13 protein-coding genes and 1 pseudogene are annotated in these 17,534 nt (G+C 59.5%); 7 read left to right on the top strand and 7 right to left on the bottom strand.

Going from position 1 to position 17,534, the window contains the following annotated elements:
* The 4 genes and pseudogenes from lsrB to lsrA form a co-directional block, all read right to left on the bottom strand.
* On the bottom strand, positions 1-1,014 hold the full coding sequence (gene lsrB / locus ACMYSN_RS18165; RefSeq protein ID WP_462495691.1) for an autoinducer 2 ABC transporter substrate-binding protein: 1,014 nt from the start codon (positions 1,012-1,014) through the stop codon (positions 1-3).
* A gap of 1 nt (position 1,015) precedes the next feature.
* Positions 1,016-2,015: pseudogene (lsrD, locus tag ACMYSN_RS18160) on the bottom strand (autoinducer 2 ABC transporter permease LsrD).
* Positions 2,016-3,050: an autoinducer 2 ABC transporter permease LsrC gene (gene lsrC / locus ACMYSN_RS18155; RefSeq protein ID WP_174509461.1), complete on the bottom strand. Its 1,035-nt coding sequence runs from the start codon at positions 3,048-3,050 to the stop codon at positions 2,016-2,018.
* Positions 3,047-4,534: an autoinducer 2 ABC transporter ATP-binding protein LsrA gene (gene lsrA / locus ACMYSN_RS18150; protein WP_462495690.1), complete on the bottom strand. Its 1,488-nt coding sequence runs from the start codon at positions 4,532-4,534 to the stop codon at positions 3,047-3,049. The genes lsrC and lsrA overlap by 4 nt, the downstream gene beginning before the upstream one ends.
* A 217-nt stretch (positions 4,535-4,751) precedes the next feature.
* Between lsrA and lsrR the strand changes: the two genes are divergently transcribed.
* The 3 genes from lsrR to ACMYSN_RS18135 all read left to right on the top strand — a co-directional run bounded on the left by lsrR (position 4,752) and on the right by ACMYSN_RS18135 (position 9,693).
* Positions 4,752-5,723: a transcriptional regulator LsrR gene (gene lsrR, locus ACMYSN_RS18145; protein ID WP_123756391.1), complete on the top strand. Its 972-nt coding sequence runs from the start codon at positions 4,752-4,754 to the stop codon at positions 5,721-5,723.
* Positions 5,724-5,760: 37 nt separating this feature from the next.
* The gene (gene lsrK / locus ACMYSN_RS18140; RefSeq protein ID WP_462495689.1) at positions 5,761-7,350 is read left to right on the top strand and encodes an autoinducer-2 kinase; all 1,590 of its coding nucleotides are present in this window, start codon (positions 5,761-5,763) and stop codon (positions 7,348-7,350) included.
* Between the two features lie 321 nt (positions 7,351-7,671).
* On the top strand, positions 7,672-9,693 hold the full coding sequence (locus tag ACMYSN_RS18135) for an oxidoreductase (protein ID WP_462495688.1): 2,022 nt from the start codon (positions 7,672-7,674) through the stop codon (positions 9,691-9,693).
* Between the two features lie 81 nt (positions 9,694-9,774).
* Here ACMYSN_RS18135 and rlmG read toward each other — a convergent pair whose 3' ends face one another.
* Positions 9,775-10,911 (bottom strand): 23S rRNA (guanine(1835)-N(2))-methyltransferase RlmG, encoded by a 1,137-nt coding sequence (rlmG, locus tag ACMYSN_RS18130; RefSeq protein WP_462495687.1) that lies wholly within the window; start codon positions 10,909-10,911, stop codon positions 9,775-9,777.
* 136 nt (positions 10,912-11,047) lie between these two features.
* Here rlmG and ACMYSN_RS18125 point away from each other — a divergent pair, with 136 nt between their 5' ends.
* From ACMYSN_RS18125 to sstT, 4 genes are all read left to right on the top strand, one after another.
* Complete coding sequence (locus tag ACMYSN_RS18125) at positions 11,048-11,548, top strand: M48 metallopeptidase family protein (protein WP_123756387.1); 501 nt, start codon at positions 11,048-11,050, stop codon at positions 11,546-11,548.
* Between the two features lie 73 nt (positions 11,549-11,621).
* On the top strand, positions 11,622-12,611 hold the full coding sequence (locus tag ACMYSN_RS18120; protein ID WP_462495686.1) for a Gfo/Idh/MocA family protein: 990 nt from the start codon (positions 11,622-11,624) through the stop codon (positions 12,609-12,611).
* Between the two features lie 280 nt (positions 12,612-12,891).
* Complete coding sequence (locus tag ACMYSN_RS18115; RefSeq protein ID WP_462495685.1) at positions 12,892-13,860, top strand: TerC family protein; 969 nt, start codon at positions 12,892-12,894, stop codon at positions 13,858-13,860.
* 254 nt (positions 13,861-14,114) lie between these two features.
* A complete protein-coding gene (gene sstT, locus ACMYSN_RS18110) occupies positions 14,115-15,362 on the top strand; it encodes a serine/threonine transporter SstT (protein ID WP_462495684.1) in 1,248 nt (415 codons plus the stop codon).
* Positions 15,363-15,380: 18 nt separating this feature from the next.
* Here the strand turns inward: sstT and ACMYSN_RS18105 are convergent, their stop codons facing one another.
* Both ACMYSN_RS18105 and ACMYSN_RS18100 read right to left on the bottom strand, forming a co-directional pair.
* Positions 15,381-15,935 (bottom strand): YgjV family protein, encoded by a 555-nt coding sequence (locus ACMYSN_RS18105; RefSeq protein ID WP_462495683.1) that lies wholly within the window; start codon positions 15,933-15,935, stop codon positions 15,381-15,383.
* Between the two features lie 93 nt (positions 15,936-16,028).
* Complete coding sequence (locus ACMYSN_RS18100; protein WP_462495682.1) at positions 16,029-17,516, bottom strand: UxaA family hydrolase; 1,488 nt, start codon at positions 17,514-17,516, stop codon at positions 16,029-16,031.
* Between the last annotated feature and the right edge of the window lie 18 nt (positions 17,517-17,534).

The following is a 17,534-nucleotide window of genomic DNA, read 5'->3' as shown; positions in this document are numbered from 1 at the left end:
TCAGAAGTCGTAGTTATTGATGTTCTCTTTGGTGAACACCACGCGCTCCGGCAGCAGCACGATCCCGTTGCCTTTCGCTTCATACTGATAACCCTGCACGCTGTTTGGCTCGACCTTCAGCGCCCCGAGATCTTTTACTTCCACGCTGTCACCGACGTTAAGATCGCCCTTTTTCAGCAAGCGATCGGCGACGTTGACCGCAATTTTTCCCTGCTGCACCACGTCCCACAGGCCGAAGGCTTTCACCGTGCCGCGCTCAACGTACGGGCGCATAACGTTCGGCGTACTGAAGCCGACGATGGCGACACCCTGGCGTTTGAGGTTTTCTGCCGCCTGCGCGGCGGCCGGCAGCGCGTTGGCGTCCGGGGCAATAATGGCGTCAAGATCCGGGTAGGCTTTTAAGATCCCCTCAGCGGTTTGCAGGGAACGGGTGGCATCGTTATAGCCAAACTGGGTGGTGACGATTTGCCACTCCGGGTGCTCTTTTTCGATTTTGGCTTTTGCCTCTTTCACCCACTGGTTCTGGTCGGTGACCGTAGGGCTGGAGTAGAAAAACGCCACTTTGGCGGCCGGTTTACTCACCTGCTTCCCGGCCATCTCCACCAGCAGGCCACCGAGCTGCTGCGGCGTGCCCTGGTTGATATAAATACTGCGGCACTCTGGTTTGGTGTCGGAATCCCAGGTCAGCACCTTCACCCCGCGCTGCATCGCGCGCTTCAGCGCCGGGCACAGGCCATCCGGCGACACCGCAGAGACGATAATCGCGTTGTAACCCTGGTTGACGAAGTTATTGATAAGCTGCACCTGGCCCGAGACGCTGGGTTCAGTGGGGCCGTCGTAGGTGACATCCACGCCGAGCGCTTTGCCCGCCTCTTTCGCGCCGTTGCCGCCGCTGGTAAAGAAGCCGACGCCGACCAGCTTAGGAATAAAAGCGATGCGGTCTGCCGCCTGGGCGGTGGCTACGCTCATCGCGATCGCGAGGACGCTGATGTGCAAGAGATGTTTAGCTTTCATTTTATGCTCCGATTGAGTTATGCGCGTGAAACACGTCGCCAGGCCATCCGCAACCATTCACGGTGCAGGCTCAGCGAGCGCCCCATCACCACCACAACCAACAGCGCCCCTGACAGCGCGCTCGACACCTGGTTGGGGATGCCGACCATCTGTAAACCCTGTTGCAGATACCCCACCAGCAGTGCCGCCAGTGCCGTACCGAGGACCGAACCGGACCCACCGTAGATATTCGCCCCGCCGAGCACGGCGGCAGTGAGGGCCGGCATCAGCAGGTCGCGGCCGAGATCCGATCGCGCCGAGCCGAAGTAGGAGACCAGAATCAGCGCCGCTATCGCCGACGCCACCCCCACCAGGCCATACAGCACATACGGCATGCCGTTCACCGACAACGCCGCATAGCGCGCGGCCCGGGGGTTTTGTCCCAGCAAAAAGAGGTCGCGGCCAAAGCGCCCACGATGGGCCAGCAGCCAGAAGAAAAAGCTCAGCACCGCAAACAGCACCAGCGGTAACGGCAACGGAAGTCCGGGCAGCGTCAGGTTGGCGAAGGCGGTAAAGCTGTCCGGGAAACCGCCAATCCCCTCATAACCGGTCGCCCCCGCCATCCCGGAAAGCAGCAGCGCCGCCCCACCGTAGAGGTACAGTGTGCCGAGGGTGATCACCAGCGGGCTGATGCCGGTGTAGTGAATCAGTGCTGCGTTAAGCAGGCCGCACAGCAGCCCCACCACGAGGGTCAGCGGGATCGCCAACGCCATCGGCCAGCCCGCCTGCATCATCACCCCGAGGGCAATGGCACACAGGCCAATGGTGGAGCCCAGCGAAATATCGATCCCGCCGCTGATGATCACCAGCGTCAACGGCAACGCGACGATACCGATACAGATAAAATCGCTGGTGCTGAACAGCAGCATGTTGAGGTCCAGCATCCGCGGGTTGATCGCGCCAAACAGCAGGATCTCCAGCACCAGTAACAGCAGCAGCGCGCATTCCCAGTTGAGTTTCATCTACGCCACCTCTTTGTTCTTACGGTTGGTGAACGGGGTGACGTGCTTTCCCCCTTTGTTACCGGGCTGAAAGCGGCTGTACTTCAGCGCCCGCTGATGACGCGCCAGCGCCTGGCGCAGTCGTCCGTCGAGCACCAGCACGCCCAGCAGCACCAGGCCGGCGATAAAGTCGTTCCACCACGCCGGCAGCCGAAGCAGCACCAGCACGGTGTCGATTTGCGTCAGGAAAAAGGCGCCGAGGAAAGCGCCCACCAGCGTGCCGGTTCCGCCCAGCAGCGAGATCCCACCGAGGACGCAGGCGGCGATGGCTTTCATCTCCAGCCCGCTGCCGGTCTGGTTAGGGACAAAACCGATTTGCGCGGCAAAGACGATCCCGGCGCAGGCCGCCAGCATGCCGTTCAGGGTGAAAGCCAGCATGCGCGTGCGATTCACCGCCACGCCGAGCTGACGCGCGGCGGCCAGGTTGTCACCCACGGCGTAGAAGTCACGGCCAAACGCGGTGCGTGCCAGCAGCCACGCGCCCACCAGCAGGAGCCCCAGCACCAGCCAGCCCAGCGGAGAGACGCCGATAAACAGCGGCTCCGACAGCGACTTCAGGCTATCGGGCAGCCCCTCGATCCACTTGCCGCCGGTCCACAGCAGCATCACCCCGCGATACAGCCCCAGGGTTCCCAGGGTGGCGACAATCGCCGGAATACGCAGCCCCACCACCAGCAGGCCGTTAAACGCCCCGGCCAGGGCGCCAACCGCCAGCGCAAAGCCGATGGCCAGCGTCAGGTCATAGCCGGCGTTAAGCGCTGCGCCGACCGCAATCGCGCTCAGGCCGACGGTCGAACCGACGGAAACATCAATATTGCGGGTCAGCATCACCAGCGTGGCCCCCAGCGCCAGCAGGCACAGGATTTGCGAACTGGCAAAGATCATCGCCAGAATCTGCAGGCTGAACCAGGCCGGGTTGAGGGCGATCAGCAGCGCAAACAGCGCCAGAATCGCCAGCAGCGCGCTGAGCTCGCGGTTTCTGAGTAACGTTTTCATGACTCTCCTCCAAAGGCCAGGGTCATCATGCGATCGACGGTCACCGCTGGCCTGAGCAGTTCCCCGCTCTGCCGGCCCTGGTGCATCACCAGTACCCGGTCGGCCAGCCCGACGAACTCATCAAGATCGCTCGATATCATCAGCACCGCCACGTTTTGCGCGGCGACGCTTTTCAGCAGCTGGTAGATGTCGGCCCGGGCAGAAACGTCGACGCCGCGCGTGGGTTCATCGACGATCAGCAGCAGCGGGTTGGCCTCCAGACAGCGGGCCAGCAGCACCTTCTGCTGATTGCCACCGGAGAGCGTCCGCACGGTCTGCTCGCTATGATTCAGTTTGATGCCCAGCGCCCGGTGGTAGCGCTCCACCACCGCTGCTTCGCGCTGGCGCTGCTGCCACCACGATGGCTGGTTGAACATCACCGTGTTCCAGCGCACCGGCGCATCGAGAAACAGCCCGGACACCTGCCGATCCTCGGGCAAATAGACCAGCCCGCTAGCCAGACGCTGGCGGGTGCTGTCGCGGCTGATATCGCGGTTCTCCAGCCACACGCGCCCGGCCCGCGGCGCACGCAGGCCGTACAACGTTTCGGCAAATTCGGTGCGCCCGGATCCCACCAGCCCGGCCAGGCCGACGATCTCGCCGGCGTGGATCTCCAGACTGAGATCGATAAACCCTTCGCCGGTCAGATCCTCCACCCGCAGCACCGGAAAATCCTGCGGTTGGGTACGGCGGTTGCCCGGCAGCGCCAGCCACAGCTTCTGCGAATCGCTCAGATCGTGCTGGCGGTCAGCTGGCGTCATCGCGCTAATCAGCTGGGCGTCGCTGTATGCCGTCGTTTCACCGCTCAGCACCACCGCGCCGTCCCGCATCACCGAGATATGGCTAGCGATCTGGCGGATCTCCGGCAACTTATGCGAGATAAAGACGATACCGACGCCGAGATCCTGTAGCGCGCGGATCTGACGAAACAGACGATCCGTCTCCCCCGGGGTCAGCGAAGCCGTCGGTTCATCGAGGATCAGGATCTGCGCGTCGCGCATCAGGCCGCGCAGGATCTCCACCATTTGCTGATCCGCCACCTCCAGCGTGCCGGCCGCCGCCTCCAGATTGATCTGGCAGTTCAGTTGCTGCAGCTTCTCCTGCAAACGCCCGCCGTTTTCGGGTCGTCTCGGCAGACGGAAAAGAATGTTCTCGCGCACAGTCAGGTTGGGAAACAGCATCGGCTCCTGAGGCACCAGGTAAATCCCCAACTGGTGAGCCAGCGCCGGATTGAGGCGCGAAAATGTGCGGCCGCCGAGCGTCAGTTCACCATCATCAGGCGTTTCAACCCCGGCGATAATCTTCATCAGCGTCGATTTCCCCGCGCCATTGCCGCCCATCAGCGCATGCACCTGGCCGGAAAAGAGCGTGAAATCAATGCCCTTCAGCACGGCGATGCCGGAGAACTGTTTGCGGATCTGGCGAGCTTCAAGCAATGGCTTCATTGTCACGCCTCGTATGAACAAATGATTTTTTAATTTAATAATGTTCAAAAGCGTAGACCGTGAACTATATTTACAACCGTGCAAAGATCACAGTTTGGTGCTTTAGATCGTTGGAAAAAATCGCCAAACCATGAAAGATCGGATTTGCCAGTCGGCTCACACTTTCCGCCTGCGCAAGAGCGAACATATGATCTAAATTTTTATAAGAGTTCACTTTATGAGCGAAAAACGCATTACGGAAGAGAGCCGCTACGCTGGCCTGGCGTTAGCCGAAGAGGAGCTGGTGGCGCGCGTGGCATGGTGTTACTACCACGATGGATTGACGCAGAACGATATCGGCGAGCGCCTGGGGCTGCCGCGCTTAAAGATCTCCCGCCTGCTGGAGAAAGGCCGCCAGTCCGGGGTGATCCGCGTGCAGATCAACTCTCGCTATGAGGGGTGCCTGGCGCTGGAAACCGAACTGCAGCAGCGTTTTGGCCTGAAGATCGCCCGGGTGCTGCCGGCGCTCAACACCCCGCCGATGAACACCCGTCTGGGGATTGGCGCGGCGCAATCGCTGATGGGCGTCCTCGAACCGGGGCAGCTGCTGGCGGTGGGTTTTGGCGAAGCGACCATGAGCTGCCTGCAGCACCTCAGCGGATTTATCAGCTCGCAGCAGGTACGCCTGGTCACGCTCTCCGGCGGCGTCGGCCCGTATATGACCGGCATCGGCCAGCTGGACGCCGCCTGTCGCGTCAGCATTATTCCGGCGCCGCTGCGGGTCTCTTCGGCCGATGTGGCAGAAATTTTACGCCGGGAGTCGAGCGTGCGGGACGTGATCCTTGCGGCGACGGCGGCAGATGCGGCGGTCGTGGGTATCGGCGCCATCGACCAGCATCGCGATGCCACGATCCTGCGCTCTGGCTACATCAGCGAAGGCGAACAGCTGATGTATGCCCGCAAAGGTGCGGTGGGCGACATTTTGGGGTATTTCCTGCAGGCCGATGGTCAGCGGGTTGAGGGACTGGAGATTCACCGGGAATTACTCGGGGTGACCCTCGACGAGCTGGCGCAGTTGCCGACTATTGTCGGCGTTGCCGGTGGGACGGAAAAAGCGCAGGCGATTTATGCCGCCCTGGTGGGCAAACGCATCAATGGCCTGGTAACGGAAGAGACAACAGCACGCGCGGTGCTCACGCTGGCCTCCTGACGGTCCTGCGCCGCGCAACAATCGCGAGGCGCATGTCATGAGTTACCTGTTAGCGTTAGATGCCGGGACCGGCAGTATTCGGGCGGTAATTTTCGATCTCAGCGGCCGCCAGCTGGCGGTCGGCCAGGCGGAATGGAAGCATCTGAGTATCGAAAATGTGCCCGGCTCGATGGAGTTCGACCTCACCACCAACTGGCAGCTGGCCTGCCAGTGCATTCGCCAGGCGCTGGCAAACGCCCATCTCCAGGGGGCCGATATTCAGTCCGTGGCCTGCTGTTCGATGCGCGAAGGCATCGTGCTGTACGATCGTAACGGCGAGGCTATCTGGGCCTGCGCCAACGTCGATGCCCGCGCCAGCCGCGAAGTGGCGGAGCTCAAAGAGATCCACGATTTTCATTTTGAATCCGAAGTGTATGACGTCTCCGGCCAGACCCTGGCGCTGAGCGCCATGCCGCGTCTGCTGTGGCTGGCCCACCATCGCCCGGATATCTACCGCAAGGCGGCGACCATCACCATGATTAGCGACTGGCTGGCGGCAAAACTCTCCGCCGAGCTGGCCGTCGATCCGTCCAACGCCGGTACCACCGGCATGCTCGACCTGTTCAGCCGCAACTGGCGCCCGGCGCTGCTCGATATGGCGGGATTGCGCGCGGATATGCTCTCCCCGGTCAAAGAGACCGGGACACTGCTCGGCACGGTGACCAACGCGGCGGCGCAGCAGTGCGGCCTGCGGGCCGGCACGCCGGTGGTGATGGGAGGCGGTGATGTTCAGCTCGGCTGTCTGGGCCTTGGGGTGGTGCGCGCCGGGCAAAGCGCCGTGCTGGGCGGGACCTTCTGGCAACAGGTGGTCAACCTGCCGGAAGTGCGGACCGACCCGGACATGAACATCCGCGTGAACCCGCACGTCATTCCCGGTATGGCGCAGGCGGAGTCCATTAGCTTCTTTACCGGCCTGACCATGCGCTGGTTCCGCGATGCGTTTTGCGCCGAAGAGAAGCTGGTTGCCGAACGCCTCGGGGTGGATGCCTATTCCCTGCTGGAGGAGATGGCCAGCCGCGTACCGGCAGGCTCGCACGGCGTGATGCCAATTTTCTCCGATGCGATGCATTTCAAGCAGTGGTATCACGCCGCGCCGTCGTTTATTAACCTCTCCATCGACCCGGAGAAATGCAACAAGGCCACGCTGTTCCGCGCGCTGGAGGAGAACGCGGCCATCGTCTCCGCCTGTAATCTGGCGCAGATCTCGCGCTTTTCCGGGGTAACCTTCGACAGCCTGGTATTCGCCGGCGGTGGTTCGAAAGGCGCCTTGTGGAGCCAGATCCTCAGCGACGTCACCGGCCTGCCGGTGCGGGTGCCGGTGGTGCGCGAAGCCACCGCGCTGGGCTGCGCCATTGCCGCCGGTACCGGCGCCGGTCTGTACCACGATATGGCAACCGCCGGGGAAAAACTGGTGAGCTGGCATAGGGTCTTTACACCGAACCCGGCCCACCGCGAGCTGTATCAGGGGATGATGGAAAAATGGCAGTCGGTCTATGCCGACCAGCTGGGACTGGTGGACAGCGGCCTGACCACCTCGATGTGGCAGGCGCCGGGGCTGGTTCCGCCCGTCCGGGCGCGGACGCCGTAACCTGCCCCACCCCGACAGCACCGACCACATCACAGGCGGCGCATGCTGACTCCAGCATCGCCGTTCAGCTAGCCTGCAGGATCTTTGAATCCCATCACAATCACCGCACTCTCTTTTTCCCTTTTTCCGCGCGACGGCTAAATTAGTAACTCATCCGACCACATAACAATAATGTTACATACCCGAAATAATTCAAGCTGCATGAAGGCGGCAAGGCCGTAAATCCCCAGGAGCTTACATAAGTAAGTGACTGGGGTGAGCGGGCGCAGCCAACACATATGCAGCTTGAAGTATGACGGGTATAAGAGACTGGAAGCCATTATGAGCCACTACCCGTCGTTATTCGCCCCGCTCGACCTGGGTTTTACCCAGTTGAAAAACCGCGTGCTGATGGGTTCCATGCACACCGGGTTGGAAGAACATGCCGACGGCGCAGAGCGGCTGGCGGCCTTTTACGCCGAACGCGCCCGTCACGGCGTGGCGCTGATTGTCACCGGCGGCGTGGCCCCTACGGCCTCCGGGGTCACCATGGCAGGCGGCGCGGTGCTCGACGATGCCCACCATCTGGCGCACCATCGGCAGATTACCGAAGCGGTACACCGTGAAGGCGGCAAAATCGCCCTGCAGATTCTGCATACCGGGCGCTACAGCTATCAGCCGCAGCTGGTGGCCCCGTCGGCGTTACAGGCGCCAATTAACCGCTTTACCCCGCACGCGCTAAGCCATCAGGAGATCCTGCAGCTGATCGACGATTTTGCCCGCTGCGCGCAACTGGCCCAGGAGGCCGGTTACGACGGCGTTGAAGTGATGGGTTCAGAGGGCTATTTGATTAACGAATTCCTCGCCACCCGCACCAACCAGCGTACCGATGAGTGGGGCGGCGATTATGCCCGGCGCATGCGTTTTGCCGTGGAAGTGGTGCGCGCGGTCCGCGAACGGGCTGGCCGCAACTTTATTATTATCTACCGCCTGTCGATGCTCGATCTGGTGACCGACGGCAGCACGCTGGAAGAAGTCACCACGCTGGCGCAGGCCATCGAAGCGGCGGGTGCCACAATTATCAATACCGGTATCGGCTGGCACGAAGCGCGCATTCCTACCATCGCGACCCCGGTCCCGCGCGGAGCCTTCAGTTGGGTGACCCGTAAGCTTAAAGGCGCCGTGTCGATCCCGCTGGTGACCACCAACCGCATCAACGATCCTGGCGTTGCGGACGCGATCCTCGCCCACGGTGATGCCGACATGGTGTCGATGGCCCGCCCCTTCCTCGCCGATGGCGAGTTCCTGAGCAAAGCGCAAAACGGACGGGCGGACGAGATCAACACCTGCATCGGCTGTAATCAGGCCTGCCTGGATCGGATCTTCGTCGGTAAAGTCACCTCCTGCCTGGTCAACCCGCGCGCCTGCCATGAGACCCTGATGCCGGTGACAGCGGCTCCGGTACCAAAACGCCTGGCGGTGGTCGGCGCGGGCCCCGCCGGGCTAGCGTTTGCCGTAAATGCCGCCGCGCGCGGCCATTCTGTGACCCTGTTTGATGCGCAGCAGGAGATCGGCGGCCAGTTTAATATCGCCAAACAGATCCCAGGCAAAGAGGAGTTTTACGAAACGCTGCGTTACTACCGCCGGATGCTGGATCGGCACGGCGTTAACGTACGCATCGGCGAACGGGTGACGGCGGATCGTCTGACGGTGTTTGACGAAGTAATCCTCGCCACCGGGATCGCCCCGCGGATGCCGGAGATCGACGGCATCACCCACCCGAAAGTGCTGAGCTATCTCGACGTCCTGCGTGACAAAGCGCCGGTGGGCGATAACGTGGCGATTATTGGCTGCGGCGGGATCGGTTTTGATACCGCGATGTTCCTGAGCCAGCCCGACATCGCCACCAGCCAGAATATCGCCGAATTTTGCAAAGAATGGGGCATCGATACCAGCCTGCAGACCGCCGGCGGCCTGCGCCCGGAAGGGCCGCAGCTGGAGAAAAGTCCGCGCAATATTGTGATGCTCCAGCGCAAGGCCAGTAAGCCTGGCGACGGTTTAGGCAAAACCACCGGTTGGATCCACCGGGCAACCTTGCTGGCGCGCGGCGTTAAGATGATCCCGGCCGTGAGCTACCAGAAGATCGATGATGAGGGGCTGCATGTCACGATCGGCGGAGAGCCGCAGGTGTTGCGCGTCGATCAGGTGATTATCTGTGCCGGGCAGGAGCCGCGCCGCGAGCTTGCAGATCCGCTGCGTGCGGCAGGGAAAGTAGTGCATCTGATTGGCGGGTGCGATGTGGCGATGGAGCTGGATGCTCGCCGCGCCATCGCCCAGGGGACGAAGCTGGCACTGGAGATTTAACGGAATTTCCCGGGGGCGCTTCGCTTGCCCGGGCTACGGGTACGGGCTACTGAGATGAGTAGCCCGGCTGGCGGTCTGCAATTAGCGCAACTTGCGCATTTTCACCGCTTTCAGCACCACGAATTTATTGTTGGTGGCAACGGTGGTGCAGTTGCCGAAAATCTTCTTCAGCTTGTGGAAATAGTCAAGGTGACGGTTCGCCACGATGTACAGCTCGCCGTTGATCTTCAGGCAGCGGCGCGCGTGGTGGAACATTTCCCACGCGATATTGTCCGTCAGCGCATGTTTCTGGTGGAACGGCGGGTTGCACAGCACGGCGTTAAAGCGGAAAGGCTCGACGCCTGACAGGGCGTTGTTGATCATAAACTCGCAGCGATCCAGCGCGTCCGGCATGTTGGTTTCGACATTCAGGCGGCTGGAGGCGACGGCCATCGGCGACTCATCGACGAACACCACGCTGGCCAGCGGGTTTTGCTCCAGCAGCGTCAGCCCGACCACCCCGTTGCCGCAGCCCAGATCGACGATTTCGCCTTCAAGGTCTGACGGAAGGTGTTCGATAAAGAAGCGCGCGCCAATATCCAGCCCGGTACGTGAGAACACGTTCGCGTGGTTGTGGATCGTCCAGTTGGTCCCTTCCAGCTTCCAGCTTAAAGTCTGCGGCGCATCGGCAAGAGCCGGGGCGCTGAAGGTACAGTTGATCAGGCGGGCCTTTTTCCAGGCCAGCGTCGTGGTGGTCGGCCCCAGCACTTTTTCAAACAGCTCAAGGGTCGAGGTATGAATGTCACGGGCTTTTGCCCCGGCGATGATTCGGGTTTCCGGCGTCACCACCAGGCGCAATGCGCGCAGCTGCTGCTCCAGCAGGGCCATGGTTTTCGGCACTTTGATCAGCACGATACCCGGCGCTTGCGGGTACTCTGCCGTGCTGTCGAGGAACTTGACGCTGGATTCTTCAATCGCGTTATGGCGTAAATTCTCACGGGTGGCGAGTTCGGTTAAATAGGAGTCGCCGATGCTGAACGGGGTATGCTCCGCCAGGGCGCAGCTCAATGCGCCAAAGGTATCATTCAGAATCAGGACCGGGCCGTTAATCTCCGTGTCATCTAACTGCTGCAGCAGATATTCATCCGCCGCTTCCCACGCCTGAAGCGGGTTGACGTCGTCCGTTTCCGGAAAACGTTTCAATGTCAGTGAACGGAAACCGTTGTCTAAGTGGCTCATCGGCCCTCCTGAGTGGTAAAATTTCGGTGTTATCCCTGAAAGGGTGCGTGAGTATACCCTTTTTGCACACAAAATCATTCAGGATGCGCCGAAGCCGCCTGAAAGAGGATGTGATGTTCTTCTGTCTGGAGTATTGATGAGCCAACTGACTTACCTGCAGGGCTACCCGGAGCATTTGCTTTCTCAGGTCCGCACGCTAATCGCCGAGCAACGTCTGGGCGCGGTGTTGAATAAACGCTACCCCGAAGGCCACGACGTCAATAACGATAAGGCGCTGTATCAGTACACCCAGGATCTGAAGTCCCGCTATCTGCGCGGCGCCGCACCGATCAACAAGGTCATGTACGACAATAAAATTCACGTGCTGAATAACGCGCTCGGCCTGCATACCGCCATTTCCCGGGTTCAGGGCGGCAAGCTGAAGGCCAAAGCTGAAATCCGGGTGGCGACGGTGTTCCGCGATGCGCCGGAGGCCTTTCTGCGTATGATTGTGGTCCATGAACTGGCGCACCTCAAAGAGAAAGATCACAACAAAGCCTTCTATCAGCTGTGCTGTTATATGGAGCCTCAGTACCACCAGCTGGAGTTCGATACCCGCCTGTGGCTAACGCATCTTTCGTTAAATCGTTCTGCGTAATGGCGCACTGGTTTTGTCATGCTGGCATGGTAGAGTGGCAAAAGGTCCCCTTTAACGGAGTTCGTCAACGTTTATGATACGTTTCGCTGTTGTTGGTACAAACTGGATAACCAAACAGTTTGTCGATGCCGCCCATGAAACTGGCAAGTATAAACTCACCGCAATTTACTCTCGCAGCCTTGAACAAGCCCAGGCTTTTGCGCGCGATTATCCCGTCGACCATCTGTTCACGTCGTTGGAGGATCTGGCGCAGAGCGATGCCGTCGACGCCGTGTATATTGCCAGCCCGAACTCCCTGCACTTCCCGCAAACGCAGCTGTTCCTGAGCCATAAAAAGCATGTGATTTGTGAAAAGCCGCTGGCCTCCAACATTCAGGAAGTCGAAGCCGCCATCCGTACCGCCCAGGAAAACCAGGTGGTGCTGTTCGAAGCCTTCAAAACCGCCAGCCTGCCGAATTTCCTGCTGCTGCAGCAGTCGCTCAGCAAAGTGGGCAAGCTGCATAAAGCCTTTATCAACTACTGCCAGTACTCCTCCCGCTATCAGCGTTACCTTGATGGCGAGAACCCGAACACCTTCAACCCGGCGTTTTCCAACGGCTCGATCATGGATATCGGTTTTTACTGCCTGGCCTCGACCGTCGCGCTGTGGGGTGAACCGCGTGCCGTGCATGCCAGCGCCAGCCTGCTGGACAGCGGCGTGGATGCCCAGGGTACCGTGGTACTGAGCTATGCGGATTTTGACGTCACGCTGCACCACTCAAAAGTGAGCGATTCTACGCTGCCAAGCGAAATCCAGGGCGAAGCCGGTGCGCTGGTGATCGAGAAAATCTCGGAGTGCCAGAAGGTCGCTTTCATCCCCCGCGGTGGCAAAGCGCAGGATCTGACGCAGCCTCAGCACATCAATACTATGCTGTATGAGGCGGACGTTTTCGCGGATTTGGTCGAGGCCAGCCAGGTGAATCACCCGGGTCTGGAAGTCAGCCGGATTACGGCCAAACTGCTCAGTGAAATTCGCCGTCAGACCGGTGTGGTATTCCCGGCGGATAATCCACAGGTGGCGTAAAAGAGTGTAAAGAGGCCGTCTTCGATCATTGACGCCTCTTATGACTTGTAATATTTTGTTACGTGCAAAGGGGAGTAACTTCCTTGCCGGTGGATCGTCATTACGATGCGTGCAAAACCGCATCCGGTCGCCGGGCAATAACCAAAGTGTCCGCCTTCAGTGCGCGGTGTTTTGGTTGTTGTAAGTGAGACCTTGCCGGAAGGCGAGGTCTATGCATAAACACGCAGCGGCTGCCGTCTTCCGACGTCAGCCGTTTTGTTTTTATGTAAGGAATCGAGTAATGAATACTGTCGGCACACCGTTATTGTGGGGTGGATTCGCCGTTGTCGTCGTGATCATGCTGGCCATCGATCTGTTTCTTCAGGGTCGGCGTGGCGCGCATGGCATGACCATCAAGCAGGCTGCAGGCTGGTCGATGCTTTGGGTCACCCTCTCCCTTCTCTTTAACGCCGCTTTCTGGTGGTACCTGGCGCAGACCCAGGGCCGCGAGGTTGCCGATCCTCAGGCGCTGGCTTTCCTTACCGGCTATCTGATTGAGAAAGCGCTGGCCGTTGATAACGTCTTCGTCTGGCTGATGCTGTTCAGCTACTTCGCCGTGCCGCCTGCGCTGCAGCGTCGGGTGCTGGTTTACGGTGTTCTTGGGGCGATCGTGCTGCGTACGGTGATGATCTTCGCCGGAAGCTGGCTTATCACCCAGTTCGAGTGGCTGCTCTATATCTTCGGTGCGTTCCTGCTGTTTACCGGTGTGAAAATGGCGCTGGCGAAGGAAGATGATTCCGGCATCGGCGACAAACCGCTGGTACGCTGGATCCGCAGCCACCTGCGCATGACCGATAAAATTGAAAATGAACACTTCTTCACGCGCAAGAACGGTGTCCTGTTCGCCACCCCGCTGCTGCTGGTACTGATCCTGGTGGAGTTAAGCGACGTTATCTTCGCGGTCGATAGCATCCCGGCGATTTTCGCCGTGACCACCGACCCGTTCATCGTGCTGACCTCAAACCTGTTCGCGATCCTTGGCCTGCGCGCCATGTACTTCCTGCTGGCGGGCGTGGCGGAGCGCTTCTCGATGCTGAAATATGGCCTGTCGGTGATCCTGGTGTTTATCGGTATCAAGATGCTGATCGTCGATTTCTACCACATCCCGATTGGCGTTTCGCTCGGCGTGGTGGGCGGCATTCTGAGCCTGACCCTGTTGATTAACGCCTGGGTCAACATGCAGAACGACAAGAAAAAATTACAGCAATAAGCCGCAAATGGCCGGGTGAAGAGGTTTTTTGCCCGGCCAGCAACTGGCACCATGCATTATCCCTCACCATGTCACACATTCGTTAATATATAGTTAAAAAATAAGATCTGAACGAAATAAGCAGCATTTTACGCTTCCTACCCGCCGCGCTTTCCGTATACTCGACCAGGCAAACATTTATTTACATCCGGACATAAGCGTAACAAAGAGTACGTACATGAGACGGACAGCGACATCATCACAAGGAATGCATTATGACGACACAAACTCCTTCATCGGGCCTGCTACAGCGTCTTGTTCAGGGCAGCCTGGTAAAACAAATTTTAGTAGGGCTGATTCTTGGCGTGCTGTTAGCGCTGGTGTCAAAACCGGCGGCCATTGCCGTTGGCCTGCTCGGCACGCTGTTTGTCGGCGCGTTGAAAGCCGTCGCACCGGTACTCGTATTGATGCTGGTGATGGCATCGATCGCTAACCACCAGCAGGGGCAGAAGACCAGCATCCGTCCGATTCTGTTCCTGTACCTGCTGGGGACCTTCAGCGCAGCATTAACCGCCGTGCTGTTTAGTTTTGCCTTCCCTTCCACGCTGCACCTGTCCGCTGCCGCCGGCGATATCACCCCGCCATCGGGGATTGTCGAAGTCCTGCGCGGGCTGCTGATGAGCATGGTGTCGAACCCTATTGATGCACTGCTGAACGCCAACTATATCGGGATCCTGGTATGGGCCGTTGGCCTGGGCTTTGCGCTGCGTCACGGCAATGAGACGACCAAAAACCTGATCAACGATGTCTCCCATGCGGTGACCTTCATTGTGAAAATGGTGATTCGCTTCGCGCCGCTGGGGATTTTCGGCCTCGTCTCCTCCACCCTGGCGACTACCGGCTTCTCTACGCTGTGGGGCTATGGTCAGCTGCTGGTTGTACTTGTGGGCTGTATGCTGCTGGTGGCGCTGGTGATTAACCCGCTGCTGGTGTTCTGGAAGATCCGTCGCAACCCGTATCCGCTGGTGCTGACCTGCCTGCGTGAAAGCGGCGTGTACGCCTTCTTTACCCGCAGCTCCGCCGCCAACATCCCGGTGAATATGGCATTGAGCGAAAAGCTGAACCTCGATCGCGATACCTACTCCGTCTCCATCCCGCTGGGTGCCACCATCAACATGGCCGGGGCCGCAATTACCATTACGGTGCTGACGCTGGCCGCCGTCCATACCATGGGTATCCCGGTGGATCTGCCGACCGCCCTGCTGCTGAGCGTCGTGGCATCGCTGTGCGCCTGTGGTGCTTCCGGCGTCGCCGGTGGCTCTCTGCTGCTGATCCCGCTGGCCTGTAACATGTTCGGCATCCCGAACGATGTCGCCATGCAGGTCGTTGCTGTAGGCTTCATCATCGGCGTTCTGCAGGACTCCTGCGAAACGGCGCTGAACTCCTCTACCGACGTGCTGTTCACCGCCGCGGCCTGTATGGCTGAAGACAATCAGCTGGCGAAAAACGCGCTGCGCGATTAATCCTGCCGACCCTCTCCGCTAGCGTGCGGAGGGGGTTTCTTGCATCTCTGCCACTTCCTGTTTAAACGGATCGATCCCCCGCTTTATCATGCGTCGGAAACGGATAATATTCAGACCGTTGACGATCAAAAAGCTGCCTTCAATCAGCGTTCCGCCAATCGACCCCAGCCACAGGTTATGCGTCACCCAGCAGGCGGTAGAGCACCACATAACGCAGCGAATGGTCAGCCCTTTACAGCGGAACAGGGCCCAGGTGCTGGCTACGGTGCCCACGACCGGCAACAGCTCCATCGGATGCTGTAGTTTCCCCAGCCCCAACACCAGAGTCAGCACAATAAAAATCGTCATCACCCACAGGCTACGGGTACGCAATGAAATCAAGGTGCGCACGGCGTTCAGCCCGGCGCTCATGCCCGCCGGTATCGCCCCCATCAGAATAAAGTGCAGGCCGATGATCCCGCTGTACAGTGCCAGCTGACGTTTAAAGCGACCCTCGTCGCGGTGAACAAAGGTGGTGATACCGATAAAAAAGGCGATGACGCCGACGCCCTGGGCAACCCAATACGCAGTCATGAAAGATCCTTTTCAGCAAAAAGAAAAAAACGGCGTTCCTGCGAAGGAGCGCCGTTTTCACGTTAACGACAAAGACCGGGATCCCTCTCGAACCTACAAGGTGACGCCGCTCTTGAAGATTGCCAGCTCGCGGAAGTCATTGCGTTCATTGCAGGTCGGTTTGCCATTCACGAACTCAACCAGGGTATCGACAAACTCTTCCAGCAGCTGGGGCATGGCTTTGCCATGAATCAACTGCCCGGCATCGAAGTCGATCCAGTGTTTCTTCTTCGCTGCCAGCTCGCTGTTGGTGGCAATTTTTACCGTCGGCACAAAACCGCCGTACGGGGTACCGCGACCGGTGCTGAACAGCACCATATGACAGCCTGCGCCGGCCAGTGCGCTGGTGGCGACCGCATCGTTACCCGGCGCGCTCAGCAGGTTGAGGCCGTGCACTTTCAGACGTTCGCCGTAGCGCAGGACGTCCACCACCTGGCTGGAACCCGCTTTCTGGGTGCAGCCTAATGATTTATCTTCCAGCGTGGTGATGCCCCCCGCTTTGTTGCCCGGCGATGGGTTCTCGTAGATCGGCTGGTTATGCGCGATGAAGTACTGTTTAAAGTCGTTGACCATGGTCACCAACTTGCCGAAGGTCTCTTCGTCACGGCAGTGGCTCATCAGGAGCTGCTCGGCGCCGAACATTTCCGGCACTTCGGTCAGCACGGTGGTGCCGCCGTTGGCGATCAGGTAATCCGAGAAACGACCCAGCATCGGGTTCGCGGTGATCCCGGACAGACCGTCGGATCCGCCGCACTCCAGGCCAAACTTCAGCTCGCTCAGTTTACCCGGCTCACGCTTGTCGTGGCGCATCACTTCATACAGCTGATGCAGATGCTCAAGCCCGGCCTCCACTTCGTCGTCCTGCTTCTGGCAGACCATAAAGTGGACCCGTTCAGGGTCGAAATCCCCGAGGGTTTCACGGAAGGCATCTACCTGGTTGTTCTCACAACCCAGGCCAATCACCAGCACCGCTCCGGCGTTCGGGTGACGCACCATGTTTTGCAGCATGGTGCGGGTGTTCACATGGTCATCCCCCAGCTGCGAGCAGCCGTAGGTGTGGCTGAAGAGGAACACGCCATCGGTGCCTTCCGCATCCTGGGTCTCTTTCAGGAAGCGGTTCTGGATCTGACGAGCGATACCGTTAACGCAGCCGACGGTGGGCAGGATCCACAATTCATTGCGCACCCCGACGTCACCATTCGCACGACGATAAAGCTGGACATCACGGTCTTCCGGCTGTGCCGATGGCTCGATCAGTTCCGGCTGATAGCTATACTCGTCAAGGTCGCTCAGGTTGGTCCGCGTGTTATGGGCATGAATATGCTCACCTGGCTCGATATCCGCCAGCGCATGACCAATGGGCAGACCATACTTAATGACGTTATCTCCCTTCGCAATCGCGCGTAATGCAAACTTATGACCGCGTACAACGTCCTGGCCGAGGGTGACCGTATCACCGTCGATGGTGACCTGAGTCCCCGCAGCCATGTCAGCTAACGCGACAGCAACGTTATCCTGCGAATGGATTTTAATGTATTGCATATCAACCGGCCTCTGGTC

Origin of the sequence: Klebsiella sp. R445 (assembly GCF_051131755.1) — a bacterium.
Taxonomy (GTDB): domain Bacteria; phylum Pseudomonadota; class Gammaproteobacteria; order Enterobacterales; family Enterobacteriaceae; genus Klebsiella; species Klebsiella lignicola.
Note: the sequence above shows the minus strand (reverse complement) of the source record. Positions and strands in the feature narration are given on the sequence as shown.